Source organism: Microbacterium oleivorans, assembly GCF_001691565.1.
Classification (GTDB): domain Bacteria; phylum Actinomycetota; class Actinomycetes; order Actinomycetales; family Microbacteriaceae; genus Microbacterium; species Microbacterium oleivorans_B.
This window is the reverse complement of sequence record NZ_MAYO01000003.1, coordinates 830,656-846,647: the sequence shown is the minus strand read 5'-3', so window position 1 is coordinate 846,647 and position 15,992 is coordinate 830,656. Positions and strand designations below refer to the sequence as shown.

11 protein-coding genes and 1 rRNA gene are annotated in these 15,992 nt (G+C 66.9%); 5 read left to right on the top strand and 7 right to left on the bottom strand.

Annotation, left to right across the window (positions count from 1 at the left end; all coding sequences use genetic code 11):
* Window positions 1-195 precede the first annotated feature (195 nt).
* Genes BBA86_RS06840 through BBA86_RS06830 form a run of 3 tightly spaced genes read right to left on the bottom strand, consistent with a single transcriptional unit; the run spans window position 196 to window position 4,845 of the window.
* A complete protein-coding gene (locus BBA86_RS06840) occupies window positions 196-1,095 on the bottom strand; it encodes an IniB N-terminal domain-containing protein (RefSeq protein WP_065570879.1) in 900 nt (299 codons plus the stop codon).
* A complete protein-coding gene (locus BBA86_RS06835; RefSeq protein WP_065570878.1) occupies window positions 1,092-3,596 on the bottom strand; it encodes a helix-turn-helix transcriptional regulator in 2,505 nt (834 codons plus the stop codon). The genes BBA86_RS06840 and BBA86_RS06835 overlap by 4 nt, the downstream gene beginning before the upstream one ends.
* 1 nt (window position 3,597) lies before the next feature.
* Window positions 3,598-4,845 carry an Hsp70 family protein gene (locus BBA86_RS06830; RefSeq protein ID WP_065570877.1) on the bottom strand — a complete coding sequence of 416 codons (1,248 nt, stop codon included), beginning with the start codon at window positions 4,843-4,845 and terminating at the stop codon, window positions 3,598-3,600.
* A gap of 306 nt (window positions 4,846-5,151) precedes the next feature.
* Between BBA86_RS06830 and groES the strand changes: the two genes are divergently transcribed.
* The 3 genes from groES (at window position 5,152) to BBA86_RS06815 (ending at window position 7,955) form a co-directional block, all read left to right on the top strand.
* Window positions 5,152-5,448: a co-chaperone GroES gene (gene groES / locus BBA86_RS06825; protein WP_017203655.1), complete on the top strand. Its 297-nt coding sequence runs from the start codon at window positions 5,152-5,154 to the stop codon at window positions 5,446-5,448.
* A gap of 144 nt (window positions 5,449-5,592) precedes the next feature.
* The gene (gene rarD, locus BBA86_RS06820) at window positions 5,593-6,531 is read left to right on the top strand and encodes an EamA family transporter RarD (RefSeq protein ID WP_065570876.1); all 939 of its coding nucleotides are present in this window, start codon (window positions 5,593-5,595) and stop codon (window positions 6,529-6,531) included.
* Between the two features lie 155 nt (window positions 6,532-6,686).
* Entirely contained in the window at window positions 6,687-7,955 is a 1,269-nt protein-coding gene (locus BBA86_RS06815) for an ABC transporter substrate-binding protein (protein ID WP_065570875.1), read from the top strand.
* A gap of 134 nt (window positions 7,956-8,089) precedes the next feature.
* Here the strand turns inward: BBA86_RS06815 and BBA86_RS06810 are convergent, their stop codons facing one another.
* Genes BBA86_RS06810 through BBA86_RS06795 form a run of 4 tightly spaced genes read right to left on the bottom strand, consistent with a single transcriptional unit; the run spans window position 8,090 to window position 12,127 of the window.
* Entirely contained in the window at window positions 8,090-8,863 is a 774-nt protein-coding gene (locus tag BBA86_RS06810; RefSeq protein ID WP_065570874.1) for an ABC transporter ATP-binding protein, read from the bottom strand.
* A complete protein-coding gene (locus tag BBA86_RS06805) occupies window positions 8,860-9,807 on the bottom strand; it encodes an ABC transporter ATP-binding protein (RefSeq protein WP_065570873.1) in 948 nt (315 codons plus the stop codon). The genes BBA86_RS06810 and BBA86_RS06805 overlap by 4 nt, the downstream gene beginning before the upstream one ends.
* Before the next feature lie 46 nt (window positions 9,808-9,853).
* A complete protein-coding gene (locus BBA86_RS06800) occupies window positions 9,854-10,831 on the bottom strand; it encodes a branched-chain amino acid ABC transporter permease (protein WP_065570872.1) in 978 nt (325 codons plus the stop codon).
* Between the two features lie 3 nt (window positions 10,832-10,834).
* On the bottom strand, window positions 10,835-12,127 hold the full coding sequence (locus BBA86_RS06795; protein WP_065570871.1) for a branched-chain amino acid ABC transporter permease: 1,293 nt from the start codon (window positions 12,125-12,127) through the stop codon (window positions 10,835-10,837).
* 230 nt (window positions 12,128-12,357) lie between these two features.
* Between BBA86_RS06795 and guaB the strand changes: the two genes are divergently transcribed.
* The gene (gene guaB / locus BBA86_RS06790) at window positions 12,358-13,863 is read left to right on the top strand and encodes an IMP dehydrogenase (RefSeq protein ID WP_065570870.1); all 1,506 of its coding nucleotides are present in this window, start codon (window positions 12,358-12,360) and stop codon (window positions 13,861-13,863) included.
* A gap of 545 nt (window positions 13,864-14,408) precedes the next feature.
* Window positions 14,409-15,931 (top strand): 16S ribosomal RNA (locus tag BBA86_RS06785).
* Window positions 15,932-15,992 lie beyond the last annotated feature (61 nt).

The following is a 15,992-nucleotide window of genomic DNA, read 5'->3' as shown; positions in this document are numbered from 1 at the left end:
GGCCAGACCGAAGCTCCAGAACGCCTCTGCGAGGCGCGATGACAGGGGCGGGGCCACGTGGGCGATGACGGGCGCCGAGTTCGGTGCGTGCACCGACGGTCGCGCGGGTTGCGCCCGTCCGGTCCGCAGCGGACCGGACGGGCTGGGGGAGAGGGACGGGCTCTGCGAGCCCGTCTGGGGGCTGGTCATCGGCGGTCAGTACTCCGAGTCCGTCGTCGGTTCGTCGAAAGCGACCGGTTCGGACAGCGCGGTGCTGTCGTCCGCGGTGGCGTACGGGTCGGGACCGTCGTCGACCGGGGTCAGGGTCATCGGCTCGTCCGCGACGGGTTGATCCTCCGCGGGCGGTGCCGCGTCCTCGACCGGCTCCGGCCCCGCGGTCGGTTCCACCGTGGTCTGGTCGGTGGTCATGGCATCCTGCGGTGCGGACACGTCGGCGGGCTGATCGGCCACGTCGTCGCCGCTCGCGGCATCCTCTGCCGGCGACGGTCCGGCCGGGGTCGTGTCCCCGCCCGTCGCGGGTGCCGAGCTGTCCGGCACGGGCCCCGTCACCGTCGTGTCGTTGTTCGAGCCGACCGCGGTGTCGGTGTCGACGGTGCTGTCGACGACGGCATCGCCACCGACGGTGACGGTGGTGGACGCATCGGTGCTGTCGTCATCGACGACGTCGCGACCGGCGGCGGTCGAGCCCTGGCCGCTCGCGACGATCGCCTCGTTGTCGAAGATCTGCAGGATGTCGCCTTCAGCCCAGAGGTTCTGGTTCACCGACTGGTCGAGCACGGTCGAGTTGTTCGTGACGTACGAGGTGTTCGTGATGAGTTCGTGGAGCTGCTGCACCACCTGAGTGGGGGACACGCCACCGGGATCGGCGGGTGGACGCAGGAGAAGACCGGGCTCGTTGTGGACGAGGACCTGGGGGTTGTCGTAGACGACAGGCAGTGCCGCGCAGAGATCGTTGTACCCGACGTTGCCCAGGCCGCGGGCGGCGAGGGCGCCCTCCGGGTCCGCCTCGAACTCGGAGGCTACGTCGGGGTCTCGAATGAGACTCAGGATGAATTCGATCAGCGCATTCGCCATCGTCGCGATCACGTTACTCATGTGCCCTCCCGGGTGTGACTGGTGGTCCTGGTTCCTGCGTCGTCGCCGAGCATCGCCCGGAGCTTCGTGAGCAGATCGGAGCGCGAGGTTGCGTCGACCCGGCGACGTATGCGTGCGATGTGGTGCTCGGCAGTCCGCGGCGAGATGAACAGCGATTGACCGATCTCGATGTAGGTCTTGCCCTGCAGGACGAGCCGCGCGACGTCCGACTCGCGCGCGCTGAGGGTCGAGCCGGGTTGCGGCAGCTCATCCGGTTCATCGGTCGCGTGAGCGGAACGGGCGCTGTGGATCGGGTGCAGGTCGCGAGCGCAGGCCAGCAGTTGCGCCGAGGCGGATCGATCCTCGGTGCGGGCTGCGCCGTGCGCGGCGAGGCGGGCGCCGTCCCACGCGAGGCCGTGGGCTGCGAGATCGCGGGCGGCGGACTGCACCGCCGCTGCATCGACCCGGCCCGCCAGGACGTCCGTCCACACCCGGCCGGCGGTCGCCATCCGCGCCGCGAAGGGACTGTGGGCCGCTGCGCCGACCAGGGCGTGAGCATGGGGGGTCAGCGCATCGGGTCGGCCCACGATGATGCCGCGCTGGATGCCGCTCCAGTGCAGGAGCGGACTCCACAGCGGAGGATCGCCTGCCTGCGCGAGCGTCGCGAAGGCGGCATCCGCGTGGCGGTCGACCGCTTCCGAGTCGTCCACCCTCGCCGCCGCCAGGCACAGCTCCCCGAGGAACGGGAACAGGAAGAGGTCGACGTGCTGCTGGTGCAGCTCGCGCGCGGCCGTGTCGAATGCGAGGGTCAGCTCGGCGGTGCCCGCGTAGCGCCGGGCGAGCGCTGTCTCGCAGGCGGCTCGGATCAGCCGATCGCGCGGTGTCGGCTCGGCGGTGGAGGCCGCAGCCTCGTTGAGGAGAGCGGATGCCGCGGCGGGATCAGCCGCGTGGATCGCGACCCAGGCGCGCCAGAGCGCGAGGCGCGACCGTGCCGCGGGTCCGCCCTGCCGCCGTCGGCGCGCCGAGTCCAGCGTCGCGGCCGCGAGGTCGAGTCGGCCGATCGACACCGCCGCAGCCGCCGCCACCACGGCGGGAGGTTCCACGAGCGGGAAGTCGTCGTGCGTCGCGCTGTACATCTCCGACGCGACGACGAGGTCGTCCACCGCCGCCAGGACCTGGTCCGAGAACGAGGCGGACAGAGCCGCCGTCAGTGCCGCGGAGGCGACGGCGAGGGTGTCGGGCGCCTCGGTCGTCTGCGCCGTCGCCGGCTCGGGCCGAGTGCCCCTCCCCGCGGCGGCCAGAGCCCGCCGAGAACGAGCCGCCGGATCCTGCGTCCCGACGGCGTCGGAACCGGAGCCGGCTCCGACGTCGAGGAGCCCGCGAGCCGCCCAGACGGCCGTCGAGGCGTCGCACGCGGCAGCGTGATCAGGATGCGCCGGCAGCCGGACGAGGACGTCGAACGCGGCACCGGCGGCATCCAGATCCCCGGCGCCGACCGCGGCGATGCCGGTGGCCAGGGCGACGTCCCCCTCGTCCCCCGTGAGGGAGGCCGCCTGACGGTAGAGCGCGAGTGCGTGAGCGGGGGAATCGGCACGGACGCGGTCGCCTCGGGCGACGAGCGAGGCCGGAGTGGATGCCGCGTCCCCCGGCCACGCGCTCTCCCGCCCGCTCTGCCGTGCGTCCACCGGGACCCGGTGCGCGGGTGTGAGAGCACGGACCGCGGCTCGGACGATCGGCGGCGGCGCGCCGTTCGGAGCGAGCAGTCCGGCGGCGCATCCGTCGGTCACCATCTCGTCGAGGGTGACGGTCCCCGTCGCCTGCGACGCGAGCTCCGATGCGGGGAGTGCGCACATCGCCTCGAGGAGCGCCCGGTGGTGCTCGTCGAGGCACTCCAGCCGATGGGCGACAGCCCCACGGAGGGCGACGCACAGCGCGCGGTGAGTCGGATCGACGCCGCACGTCCCCGGGTCGTGGGCGTCCACGGCGGCGAGCGTCAGCCAGGTGAGCCCTCCGGTCTGCTCCACGATCGCGGTCGAGCAGGAGAGCGGGATGCGGGTGGCCTCCACGATGCGGTCGGGTGCGACGTCTCCTAGGAGTACGGGAGGCGCGGACTTCTCGAGGATCCCCATGATCTCGCGCAGCAGCCCCTGCGGCCGCGGCAGGTGTGAGATCACGACGCTGGCCTCCGCCGACGCGACGACCCTGCGGAGCGAGGCGAGTTCGTCCTCCGCGAGGCCGTCGGCGTCGTCGACGACGAGGACCTCGCCGTCCGTCACCTGCGACGGGCGTCCGGCGAGCGGCATCCCGCGCTCGTTCACCTCCGCCCGCAACGCGGCCAGCGCTGCCGTCTTTCCCGACCCGATCGGACCCGTCACGACCCCGCGGATCGGCAGGTCCACCGCCAGGAGCGGCGTCACCGCCGTTTCCGCGAGGGCCGTCGCGAGCACCTGCGACGGGATGCGCGTCGTCGCCGGTGCTGCCGTGCGCGCGACTCCCGTGTGCGGCCACGCGTCCTGGTACACGTCACACCGCCGCTCGGGAGTCGCGACGAGACCTGGCCGTCGCCACGGGGATGGGCGACGCAGCAGGTGACGCCGTCTCTGCGGGGAGCGGAGGAGGAAGGAGCGCCCGCATCATCGCGGACATCACGCGCGCGAGGGCGCTGCGAGGCTGCGGCGGGACCGGCTCCACCGGAAGGGGCTCCCTCTCGTACAGGTCCGGCTCTCCTGCGGGCAGGGGTGAGCCGGCCGCCCCTCGGACGGCGAGGCTCTGGGGGTCGCCGTCCTCGTCGACGTCGACCCCCAGGATTTCGGACACCAGCTGCGCGACCCGCGGCATCCGTGCACCGCCGCCGGCGAGCGAGACTCCCCGCAGCTCCGACGGACTCACGCCCGCGCGGGCGCACAGGTCCTCTAGCGCGGCTACGCTGTCGCGGACGTCCTCCTCGACGAGTGCTTCGAGTTCGTCCCGGACGAGCCGCACGAGGTGCTCGCCGGCGGGGACGGCGATCGGGAGGACCGTCTCGGTGTCGAAGGAGAGCGCCTCCTTCGCGGCTGTGCACTCGCGGCGTGCGGCGGCGAGGCCCACCCATCCCGCGTCGTCCAGGGCGGGTGCGATCTCCCGGAGGTGGGCGAACACGGCGTCGTCGATGTCCGCGCCGCCGAAGTGAGCGAGCGAACGGGTGGCGAGCACGCGGACTGTCCGCGCCTCGACCATGACGATCGCGAGATCGCACGAGGTCGCCCCCAGGTCGTACAGCGCGAAGAGATCATGCTCACGGCCCAGGGCGCGCATCCGATGGTGGGCGACGGCTTCGGGGGTCGTCATGAAGTGCGCCAGGATGCCGTGTGCTCGGAGTGCGTCCGCAAGGTTCCGCCGGCGGTGGTCTCCCCACGCCGCGGGGAGGATGACCGTGATCCCGTCGGGCGCCTCGGCGGCGGCGTCCGAGGCGGCTCCGACGGCCCATTGCACGACGCCGACGTACGCCTCCTCCGCCCGGATCGCCTGACGTCCTACCGTCAGCGGGACCTCGTCTCCGATGCGAGCCGCGTAGTCGCGGAGGACTTTGTCGGGGGCGGCGGCCGCTCGACGCGACGCGGCGTCGCCGTACATGGGTCCGTCGTCACTGATGAAGACGGCTGAGGAGGCGGCGTCGGTGCTGTGGCCGAGCCGGATGACCGCGGGACGCTCCCCGGCGTCCGGCCGCCCTGCGGCTGCTGTGACGCGGTCGCCGCCGATGTCGACCGCGACGTGTAGTGCTCGATCCGACACGTCCCACTCCGTGCTTCCCAACCTGCGATGCGTCGTCGCACCGACTGTCCCCTCCCTCTTCCTACTCCTCCGGTGGTGGTGCGGGAATGGATCGGCGAGTCGTGAGGGGGTCGGTTGCGGAGATAGGGGGATAGGGCGCGCGAGCGTGGGTAGGGGGTAGGGGATCCGCGTCTCGTGGCCGGGGACGACTGTTGGCACTCGCGTTGCATGAGTGCCAACCGCGCTCTAGACTTTCGTTAGCACTCTCGGTAAGCGAGTGCTGATGAGTCTTGAAGCAGGACCCCACCAGCAAGAAAGAGGTAGAACGTGTCGGTTTCCATCAAGCCGCTCGAGGACCGCATCGTCATCAAGCAGGTCGAGGCCGAGCAGACCACCGCAAGTGGCCTGGTCATCCCTGACACCGCCAAGGAGAAGCCCCAGGAGGGCGAGGTCGTGGCTGTCGGCCCCGGCCGCATCGACGACAACGGCAACCGCGTTCCGCTCGACGTCGCCGTCGGCGACCGCGTCCTGTACAGCAAGTACGGCGGCACCGAGGTCAAGTTCGGCGCCGACGAGTTCCTCGTGCTCTCGGCTCGCGACGTCCTCGCGGTCGTCGTCCGCTGACACGCAGCACCTGTCACAGGGCCCGGATGCTTCGGCATCCGGGCCCTGTTTCGTGCACCTCGACGCTCCGCGTGGCAGGATCCGCGCGAACGTCGGCAGTCGCCGTGCTGACGGATCTGTCATGACCGTCGTAGGCTCGTACTCATGACACCGGAGGATGCCGCCCGCGAGAAGTCCCTCGGCGGCATCTTCGTCTTCTCGGCATACGTGCTCTGGGGCTTCCTCCCGCTCTACTTCGTCAGCCTCGCCCCCACGACGCCGTGGGAAGTCGTCGGCTGGCGCATCGTGCTGAGCCTCGTCTTCTGCGTCGCTCTGATCGCGATCACGCGCGGCTGGGGACGGATGCGCGTCATCCTCCGCGACCGTCGACTCATGCTGTGGACCCTCATCGCGGGTCTCCTCATCTACGTCAACTGGCAGGTGTTCCTCATCGGCACGCTGACCGGCCATGTCGTCGAAACGAGCCTCGGCTACTTCATCAACCCGATCGCGACGGTGCTCCTCGGTGTGCTCGTCTTGAAGGAGCGTCTGCGTCCCGCGCAGTGGACCGCGGTCGGCATCGCGGGCGCCGCCGTCGTCGTCATCATCGTCGCGGTCGGGAACGTGCCGTGGATCGCCCTCACCCTCGCCGCCAGCTTCGCGACGTACGGTCTCGTCAAGAAGCGGATCGGACCGTCGGTGGATGCCGTCAGCGGCCTCACGCTCGAATCCTTCTGGCTCGTGCCCATCGCCGTCATCCAGCTCATCGCGGTGGGAGTGACGTCGGGGCTCACGATGGGGCGCGAGGGCACCGGCCACACGGTGCTCCTCCTTCTGGCCGGAGCCGTCACCGCGATCCCGCTGCTGTTCTTCTCGGCGGGCGCCCGCCGAACGTCGCTGACCGTGGTCGGCATCCTCCAGTTCATCGCGCCGATCATGCAGTTCCTCACGGGTGTGCTCATCCTGCACGAGCCCATGCCGTTCGAACGGTGGATCGGGTTCGGCCTGGTCTGGGTCGCCGTCGCGGTGTTCGCCGTCGACTCCCTCCTGGCCTCCCGTCGCCAGCGCGCCCGCGCGGTGACGGCCGTTCCCGACCCGGTTTGACCCGGTCCGGCGGCGCTTTCGCCACCGTTATGGGAGCGTGCCCACCTCGTTACACATCGTTAACGAACGGCAACACTCGCGAGACGGGCTCACCGCTAGGTTGATCACACCGGGCCGGGCCCGATTCGACCCGTGTCACCACAGCAAGGAGCACAATGTCCGTCTTCACCCGATCGCGCGTTGCGAAGGCCATGGGCGGCATCGCCCTCGCCAGCGCCACCGCCCTCGTCCTCGCCGGCTGCGCCGGCTCTCCCACCGCCCCGGCGTCGTCCGCGTCGAACGGCCCCGCCGTCGAGCGCGACGAACTCACGCTCAAGCTCGGCACGGTCCTGCCCCAGACGGGCAGCCTGGCCTTCCTCGGCCCGCCCGAAGAAGCCGGTGTGCTCCTCGCCGTCAACGAGATCAACGAGGCCAAGAAGGGCATCACGGTCGACCTGAGCGCCGGTGACTCGGGCGACACCGACAACAAGGCCTACGAGACCACCGTTCCCCGCCTGCAGAACGAGGGCGTCTCGGCCATGATCGGTGCCGCGGCATCCGGTGTCACGAAGCTGTTCCTCGACAACAACGTCTCCGAGGGCATCATCACCTTCTCGCCCGCCAACACGTCGCCGGACTTCACCGACTGGGACGACGACAACCTCTACTGGCGCACCGCGCCGAGCGACCTGCTGCAGGGCGAGGTCCTCGCGAACAAGATCGCGGAAGACGGCAAGAGCACCGTCGGCATCATCTACATCAACGACGCCTACGGCACGGGTCTGCGCAACGTGGTCAAGGAGGTGTTCGAGGGCACCGGAGGCAAGGTCGTCGCGGAGGCCTCGTTCAACACCGGCGACACCTCGTTCGACGCTCAGGTCGCCACCGTCGCCGCTGAGAACCCCGACGCCATCGTCGCGATCACGTTCGACGAATTCGCCACGATCGCACCGCTGCTGGTCAACGCCGGTCAGGACGCGAAGAACTTCTACCTGGTCGACGGAAACCTCAAGCAGTGGGGCAAGGACGTCAGCGTCTCCCTCGAGGGCGCCCAGGGAACCACCCCCGGACCCGTGCTCGAGGACGACTTCGTCGACCGCCTGAACGCGGCATGGACGGGTGCCGGAAACAGCGAGCTCGAGGACCAGTCGTACGCGGCTGAGTCGTACGACGCCGCGGTCCTGCTCGCCCTGGCCGCACTGTCCGCGAACGACACCAGCGGCGCCGCGATGGCCGGCAAGCTGCAGGAGGTCTCCGGTGGCAGCGGTGACGGCACGAAGTGCACGTCCTTCGCAGAGTGCGCCGACATCATCCTCGACGGCGGCGTCGCGAACTACGACGGCTACTCCGGCCCGATCACCTTCGACGAGAAGGGCGACCCGACCGAAGCCACCATCGGCATCTTCCAGTACGGCGCCGACAACACCCACACGCGCATCAACTGATACGCGTCACCACGAGAACGGCCCCCGGGGAGCGATCCCCGGGGGCCGTGCTCTTTCCTGTCCGTCAGCGGAAACCGCCCGCAGACGACGACGCCCCCTCAGCCTTCGCTGCGGGGGCGTCGTCGTCTCAGTGGTCAGTCGGTGCCGAGCGTGCCGAGGTAGAGGCCGATCACCTTGGGGTCGTTCAACAGCTCGCGGCCGGTACCTTCGTACGCGTCGCGTCCCTGGTCGAGCACGTAGCCCCGGTCGCAGATCTGCAGGCACCGGCGGGCGTTCTGCTCGACCATGATGGTCGTCACACCGGCCTTGTTGATGTCCGAGACGCGGATGAATGCGTCGTCCTGACGGACGGGGGAGAGCCCCGCGCTCGGCTCGTCCAGGAGGAGCACGGAGGGGTTCATCATGAGCGCCCGTGACATCGCCACCATCTGACGCTCACCGCCCGAGAGCGAGCCCGCCCGCTGCTTCAGACGCTTACCCAGCTCGGCGAAGATCGACGTGACGAACTCGAGCCGCTCCTTGTATGCGCCGGGGCGCTGATACAGGCCCATCTGCAGGTTCTCCTCGATCGAGAGCGAGGGAAAGACGTTGTTGGTCTGCGGGACGAACGCCACGCCGCGGCGGACGAGGCTGTCCGACTTCAAGCCGATGATGCTCTCACCGTCGACGTTGATCTCACCGCCGCGCACCTTGACCATGCCGAAGATCGATTTGAGGAGGGTCGACTTGCCGGCACCGTTCGGGCCGATGATCCCGATCAGTTCGCCCTTGCGGGCGACCAGGTTCGCGTTGTTGATGATGTTGATGCCCGGCAGGTAACCGGCGAGCAGGTCGCGGACCTCGACGACGATCTCGCGGTCGTCGACCGCGCCGACCTGAGGGGACGCCACTCCGGATGCCTCGGTCATTTGTCCTCTTTCTCGGCGTCCGCGATCGAGGACGCCTCCTCTTCTTCGATCTCCGCGAGCATCTCGCGCGCGGACTCATCCAGCTCTCCCGGAATGCGGCCGGTCACGACGCCGAGGTCGACGTCCTGGTGGCTGCCGAGGTAGGCGTCGATGACCGCCTTGTCCTGCATGACCGTGTCCGGCGGACCTTCGGCGACGACCTTGCCTTCGGCCATGACGACGACCCAGTCGGCGATGTGACGGACCATGTGCATGTCGTGCTCGACGAAGAGAACGGTCATGCCGAGCTCTTTGAGGTCGAGGATGTGGTCGAGGAGCGACTGCGTCAGGGCCGGGTTCACACCGGCCATGGGCTCGTCGAGCATGACCAGGTTCGGGTCGCTCATGAGCGCCCTCGCCATCTCGAGCAGCTTTCGCTGTCCACCGGAGAGGCTCGCCGCGAAGTCCTTCTCCTTGGCGTCGAGCTTGAACCGCGCGAGGAGGCCGCGCGCCTTCTCCTCGATCTGCTTCTCCTGGGTCCGCCACAGCTTCGGCACGAAGCTCTGCCAGAACTTCTCACCGCGTTGTCCGGGTGCGCCGAGCTTCATGTTCTCGAGCACGGTCAGCAGCGCGAGTGCCTTGGTGAGCTGGAAGGTGCGCACCTGCCCCATCCGGGCCACCTTGAAGGCCGGGATGCCGGCGAGGTTCTTGCCGTCGTAGGCCCAGCGACCGCTGTTCGGCTTGTCGAATCCGCACAGGAGGTTGAACAGCGTGGTCTTGCCCGCGCCGTTCGGTCCGATGAGCGCCGTGATCGCGTTGCGAGGGATCTCGAGGTGCTCGACATCCACCGCGGTCAGTCCGCCGAAGCGTCGCTGGACGTCGTCGATCACGAGGATGGGGTCGTTCTTCGCGACACCGGGAACGTTGTCGCCCTTGGCCAGACCGGTGGTCTTCGGGCGACGCACCGACCCGGTCGGCGTTGCCGCCGCTGCCGGGTTCTCGGGGGTCAGATCACTTGACAAAGGTCATCTCCTTCTTGTTGCCGAGAAGGCCCTGCGGCCGGAAGATGACCAGCAGCATCAGCGCGACCCCGACGAGGATGAAGCGCAGGGTACCGGCCTGGATGCTCGTCATCGGCAGGAAGCCCTGCTGCGCGAGCTCGGGGAGCATGTTGCCGAGCAGCGCCATGACCATCCAGAAGAGGACGGCACCGATCGACGGGCCGAAGATCGTTGCGGCGCCGCCGAGTAGCAGGATCGTCCAGAGGAAGAACGTGAGCGACGTGGTGTAGCTCGAAGGGACCACCGCCGACGGCAGCACGAAGACGATGCCGCCGAGGGCGCCGATCATGCCACCCACGACGAGCGCCTGCATCTTGTAGGCGAAGACGTTCTTGCCGAGGGCGCGGATCGCGTCCTCGTCCTCGCGGATGCCCTTCAGCACGCGGCCCCACGGACTGCGCACGAGCGACCAGACGACGAACAGCGCGATGGCCAGCATCAGGAGTCCGAAGACGCGGATCCACAGGCCGTCGGCGTTGAACGTCCACGGTCCGAAGCCGTACGTGCCGTCCGGGAACGGGTTCGCGTCGCGGAATCCGGCGTGGTAGTTGCCGAGACCGTCGGCCGAGTTCGTGTATTCGTCGAACACCTGCGTGGTGAAGAGGAGTCGAACGATCTCCGCTGCCGCGATCGTCACGATGGCGAGATAGTCGGCCCGCAGTCGCAGAGTCGGGATACCCAGTACGAGAGCGAAGACGGCTGCGAGCAGAAGCCCGATGATCATGCCCAACCACCACGGCAGGCCGAAGCTGAGGACGGAGATCGCGTAGCCGTAACCGCCGAGGGCCATGAAGCCCGCCATGCCGAAGTTCAGCAGGCCTGCGTAGCCGAAGTGCACGGCCAAGCCGGTCGCCGCGAGGGCGTACGCGATGGTGATGGGACTCAGCAGATAGCTGAGCGTGTTTCCGACGATGGCACCCCAGTCCACGGGCTACCCCAATCTCTCTTTACGGCCCAGCAGACCCTGTGGTCGCACGAGCAGGATGAGGATGAGTACGACGAGAGCGCCCGCGTACTTCAGGTCTGAGGGGATCCACAGCGTCGAGGTCTCCACGACGATGCCGACGATGAGGGATCCGAGGAGTGCGCCGAAGGCGGTGCCGAGCCCGCCGAGGGTGATCGCCGCGAAGATCAGCAGCAGCATCTGCGTGCCCATGTCCCATTTGACGCCCGGGCGGAAGTACGCCCAGAGCACGCCAGAGAGGGCGGCGAGCACGCCCGCGAGGATCCAGACGATCCGTACGACGCGGTCCACGTTGATGCCGGAGGCCGCGGCCAGCTGCGGGTTGTCGGAGATCGCCCGCGTCGCCTTGCCGATCCGGGTTCCCAGCAGGAAGTACGCGACGGCGAGGATCACCAGGATGCTCACACCCATGCTGATCAGGTCGATGTACGACACGGAGATCGGGCCGAGCTGAATCGGGGCGGGGCTGGCGCCGGGCAGCTGGTACGTCGACCCGCCGATGACGAACTGGTACGTGTAGCGGAGCGCGAGCGAGAAGCCGATGCTGACGATCATCAACTGCACCACCCCCAGTCCTCTGCGGCGGAGGGGGCGCCAGATCGCGGCATCCGAGGCGAGCCCCAGCGCCGCACCTCCCAGGAGCGCCGCGATGATGCCGAGCCACAGCGGCAGTTGCCACATCGTGCTGAAGATCATCGCGATGAGAGCACCCCAGGTGACGAGCTCGCCGTGGGCGAAGTTCGACAGCCCCGTCGTGCCGTAGATGAGTGCGGCGCCCATCGCCGCGAGAGCGAGGAGCAGACCGAAGTTCAGTCCGTTGAACAGGCGCGACGCGAGCTGATCGACGAACGACTGGGTCTGCCGCTGTCCCTCGCCGAGGAAGAGGTTGACGATCTTCGAGCCGGTGAGCCCGAATTCCACCTCCTGCGAGGCGGAGTCGCCTTCGACGATCACGCCCTCGGGGAGCGTCGACTCGTCGACCGTCAGCGTGTACGCGGCCTTCTCGGGCACGTAGAGCCGCCAGCGACCGTCCGTGGTCGTGATGGTGGATGCCTCGAATCCGTCACCTTCGACGGAGATGCCCACGTCGGGCACGGGCTTGTCATCGAAGGTGATGACACCTGCGAAGTAGAACGAGGTCTTCTCCTGGTCGTCTCCCGGATTATCGGGAGCTGCTGCGAAAGCCGCGGTGGGCATCGCGCAGAGGAGCACGATCGCCGCGAAGAGTAACGCGGCGAGGGCGGACACGCGATGTGTCATCCGCCCCGGGCGACGGACAGTGCGCGTCGTCGGGGTGATCGCCACTGGCACCTCCTGAGTTGAGTGGTCGAACGCGCCGAGGGGTACCAGTGTTCGGTGGCTTCGGCGACACCTGAACGTATTGGTTGATTGTTGCCTGCGTGTTTCGGCGGCGCAACTCGGACGCGCGGGCGAGGAATACGGCGGACGCGCCCGACGCTTAGAATCATCGAGACCGAGAAGGAGCGCGCATGAGCGACCACAACGACCCGTTCGGATTCGTGGGACTGACGTACGACGACGTCCTGCTGCTGCCCGGCCACACGGACGTCATCCCGTCCGAGGCCGACACCTCCTCCCGGGTCACGAGGCGCATCACGGTCGCGACTCCACTGCTGTCGGCGGCGATGGACACCGTGACCGAAGCCCGCCTCGCGATCGCCATCGCACGCGAGGGCGGCATCGGCATCATCCATCGGAACCTCTCCATCGCCGATCAGGCGAAGATGGTCGACCAGGTCAAGCGCAGCGAGTCGGGCATGATCACGGACCCGATCACGACGACGCCGGACGCGACGATCGAGGAAGTCGACACGCTTTGCGGGCAGTACCGCATCTCCGGGCTCCCTGTCATCGACGACGACGGCAAGCTCGTCGGCATCGTCACTAACCGAGACATGCGCTTCGTCTCCGGGTTCGAGCGGCAGACCACCAAGGTGCGCGACGTCATGACGGTCGACGGTCTCGTGACCGGGCGAGTCGGCATCGGCGCCAACGAGGTGATCGCGCTCTTCGCCCATCACCGTGTCGAGAAGCTTCCTCTCATCGACGACGACGGCAAGCTCGCCGGTCTCATCACCATCAAGGACTTCGACAAGAGCGAGAAGTATCCGCTCGCCACGAAGGACGACCAGGGTCGGCTCCGCGTGGGCGCGGCGATCGGCTTCTTCGGGGACGCATGGGAACGGGCCGAGGCGCTGCGGGATGCCGGTGTCGACGTCATCGTCGTCGACACGGCCAACGGTCAATCCGCCGGAGTCATCGACATGGTGAAGCGGATCAAGGCGGACGAGTCCTTCGCGCACATCGACGTGATCGGCGGCAACGTCGCCACTCGTGAAGGTGCGCAGGCTCTCATCGATGCAGGAGTGGATGCCGTCAAGGTCGGCGTCGGACCGGGCTCGATCTGCACCACGCGCGTCGTCGCGGGTGTCGGAGTCCCCCAGGTCACCGCGATCTACGAGGCATCCCTCGCCGCGCGCGAAGCGGGCGTTCCGATCATCGCGGACGGCGGACTCCAGTACTCCGGTGACATCGCGAAGGCGCTCGTCGCCGGTGCGGACACCGTCATGCTCGGCTCCCTCCTCGCCGGCACCGACGAGTCCCCGGGTGAAGTGGTGTTCCAGGGCGGCAAGCAGTTCAAGCTGTACCGGGGGATGGGATCCCTCGGTGCGCTCCAGACGCGGGGCAAGAAGACGTCTTACTCGAAGGACCGCTACTTCCAGGCGGACGTTCCGAGCGACGACAAGCTGATTCCCGAGGGCATCGAAGGCCAGGTCGCGTACCGCGGACCGGTGTCCGCCGTCGCGTACCAGCTCGTCGGGGGACTGCGTCAGTCGATGTTCTACGTCGGCGCCCGCACGGTAGAAGAGCTCAAGGCCCGCGGCAAGTTCGTGCGGATCACCTCGGCGGGCCTCAAGGAGTCCCACCCGCACGACGTGCAGATCGTCGTCGAAGCGCCGAATTACAAGCGCTGACAGGGGTCCGGGGGCTCGACACGCCCGGGATGCGAGGCAGATTTGCCGAGTCCCCGATCCCCGCGTAACTTATTACTTGTTCGCCCCACAGGGAAGAGCGAGAGGCTGAAAAGCCCGCCGCCCCCTCAAGCTGGCGGACCACCCCCTCCAAGAAGAAACAGTCGCTCTGCGATTGGGTCTGACCTTCAGGTCTAGGACGGGTCATCGGGACGTGCTCTCCGCCGTCATCCGAACTCCACGATCTCTCGAGATCGTCGGCGTGTCGGGTTTGACGGTTTCAGAGCGTCGTCCTAAGGTAGAGAAGTTGCCTCACTACGAAGCCCTTGCGGGGGTGGTGTGGGAGCATCCGATCCTTGAGAACTCAACAGCGTGCACTTGTCAAATGCCAAATAACCTCGATCTCGGCTTCGGCTGAGGTGAGATTCCTTTGGATCAAAGTCCGGCACTTTCGGGTGTCGGCAAACGGATAGTCAGCAATGATTTATCTCTTTGGTCAGTTCAAACTCGCTGCTTCGGCCTATTCCGGTCGTTGTCAGTATTTTTCTTTTACGGAGAGTTTGATCCTGGCTCAGGATGAACGCTGGCGGCGTGCTTAACACATGCAAGTCGAACGGTGAAGCAGAGCTTGCTCTGTGGATCAGTGGCGAACGGGTGAGTAACACGTGAGCAACCTGCCCCTGACTCTGGGATAAGCGCTGGAAACGGCGTCTAATACTGGATATGAGCTGCGATCGCATGGTCAGCAGTTGGAAAGATTTTTCGGTCTGGGATGGGCTCACGGCCTATCAGCTTGTTGGTGAGGTAATGGCTCACCAAGGCGTCGACGGGTAGCCGGCCTGAGAGGGTGACCGGCCACACTGGGACTGAGACACGGCCCAGACTCCTACGGGAGGCAGCAGTGGGGAATATTGCACAATGGGCGAAAGCCTGATGCAGCAACGCCGCGTGAGGGATGACGGCCTTCGGGTTGTAAACCTCTTTTAGCAGGGAAGAAGCGAAAGTGACGGTACCTGCAGAAAAAGCGCCGGCTAACTACGTGCCAGCAGCCGCGGTAATACGTAGGGCGCAAGCGTTATCCGGAATTATTGGGCGTAAAGAGCTCGTAGGCGGTTTGTCGCGTCTGCTGTGAAATCCCGAGGCTCAACCTCGGGTCTGCAGTGGGTACGGGCAGACTAGAGTGCGGTAGGGGAGATTGGAATTCCTGGTGTAGCGGTGGAATGCGCAGATATCAGGAGGAACACCGATGGCGAAGGCAGATCTCTGGGCCGTTACTGACGCTGAGGAGCGAAAGGGTGGGGAGCAAACAGGCTTAGATACCCTGGTAGTCCACCCCGTAAACGTTGGGAACTAGTTGTGGGGTCCATTCCACGGATTCCGTGACGCAGCTAACGCATTAAGTTCCCCGCCTGGGGAGTACGGCCGCAAGGCTAAAACTCAAAGGAATTGACGGGGACCCGCACAAGCGGCGGAGCATGCGGATTAATTCGATGCAACGCGAAGAACCTTACCAAGGCTTGACATATACGAGAACGGGCCAGAAATGGTCAACTCTTTGGACACTCGTAAACAGGTGGTGCATGGTTGTCGTCAGCTCGTGTCGTGAGATGTTGGGTTAAGTCCCGCAACGAGCGCAACCCTCGTTCTATGTTGCCAGCACGTAATGGTGGGAACTCATGGGATACTGCCGGGGTCAACTCGGAGGAAGGTGGGGATGACGTCAAATCATCATGCCCCTTATGTCTTGGGCTTCACGCATGCTACAATGGCCGGTACAAAGGGCTGCAATACCGCGAGGTGGAGCGAATCCCAAAAAGCCGGTCCCAGTTCGGATTGAGGTCTGCAACTCGACCTCATGAAGTCGGAGTCGCTAGTAATCGCAGATCAGCAACGCTGCGGTGAATACGTTCCCGGGTCTTGTACACACCGCCCGTCAAGTCATGAAAGTCGGTAACACCTGAAGCCGGTGGCCCAACCCTTGTGGAGGGAGCCGTCGAAGGTGGGATCGGTAATTAGGACTAAGTCGTAACAAGGTAGCCGTACCGGAAGGTGCGGCTGGATCACCTCCTTTCTAAGGAGCACTGCACTCTTCGGAGTGACAGAGCCGGTTTCGAGACGAATGTTCTCGACCG

What these genes read in the sequence shown, in the direction of transcription:
- BBA86_RS06840 (WP_065570879.1), bottom strand. Translation starts at nt 1,095, where the DNA reads ATGAGTAACGTGATCGCGACGATGGCGAATGCGCTGATCGAATTCATC.
- rarD (WP_065570876.1), top strand. Translation starts at nt 5,593, where the DNA reads ATGACACCGGAGGATGCCGCCCGCGAGAAGTCCCTCGGCGGCATCTTC.
- BBA86_RS06815 (WP_065570875.1), top strand. Translation starts at nt 6,687, where the DNA reads ATGTCCGTCTTCACCCGATCGCGCGTTGCGAAGGCCATGGGCGGCATC.
- BBA86_RS06810 (WP_065570874.1), bottom strand. Translation starts at nt 8,863, where the DNA reads ATGACCGAGGCATCCGGAGTGGCGTCCCCTCAGGTCGGCGCGGTCGAC.
- BBA86_RS06795 (WP_065570871.1), bottom strand. Translation starts at nt 12,127, where the DNA reads ATGACACATCGCGTGTCCGCCCTCGCCGCGTTACTCTTCGCGGCGATC.
- guaB (WP_065570870.1), top strand. Translation starts at nt 12,358, where the DNA reads ATGAGCGACCACAACGACCCGTTCGGATTCGTGGGACTGACGTACGAC.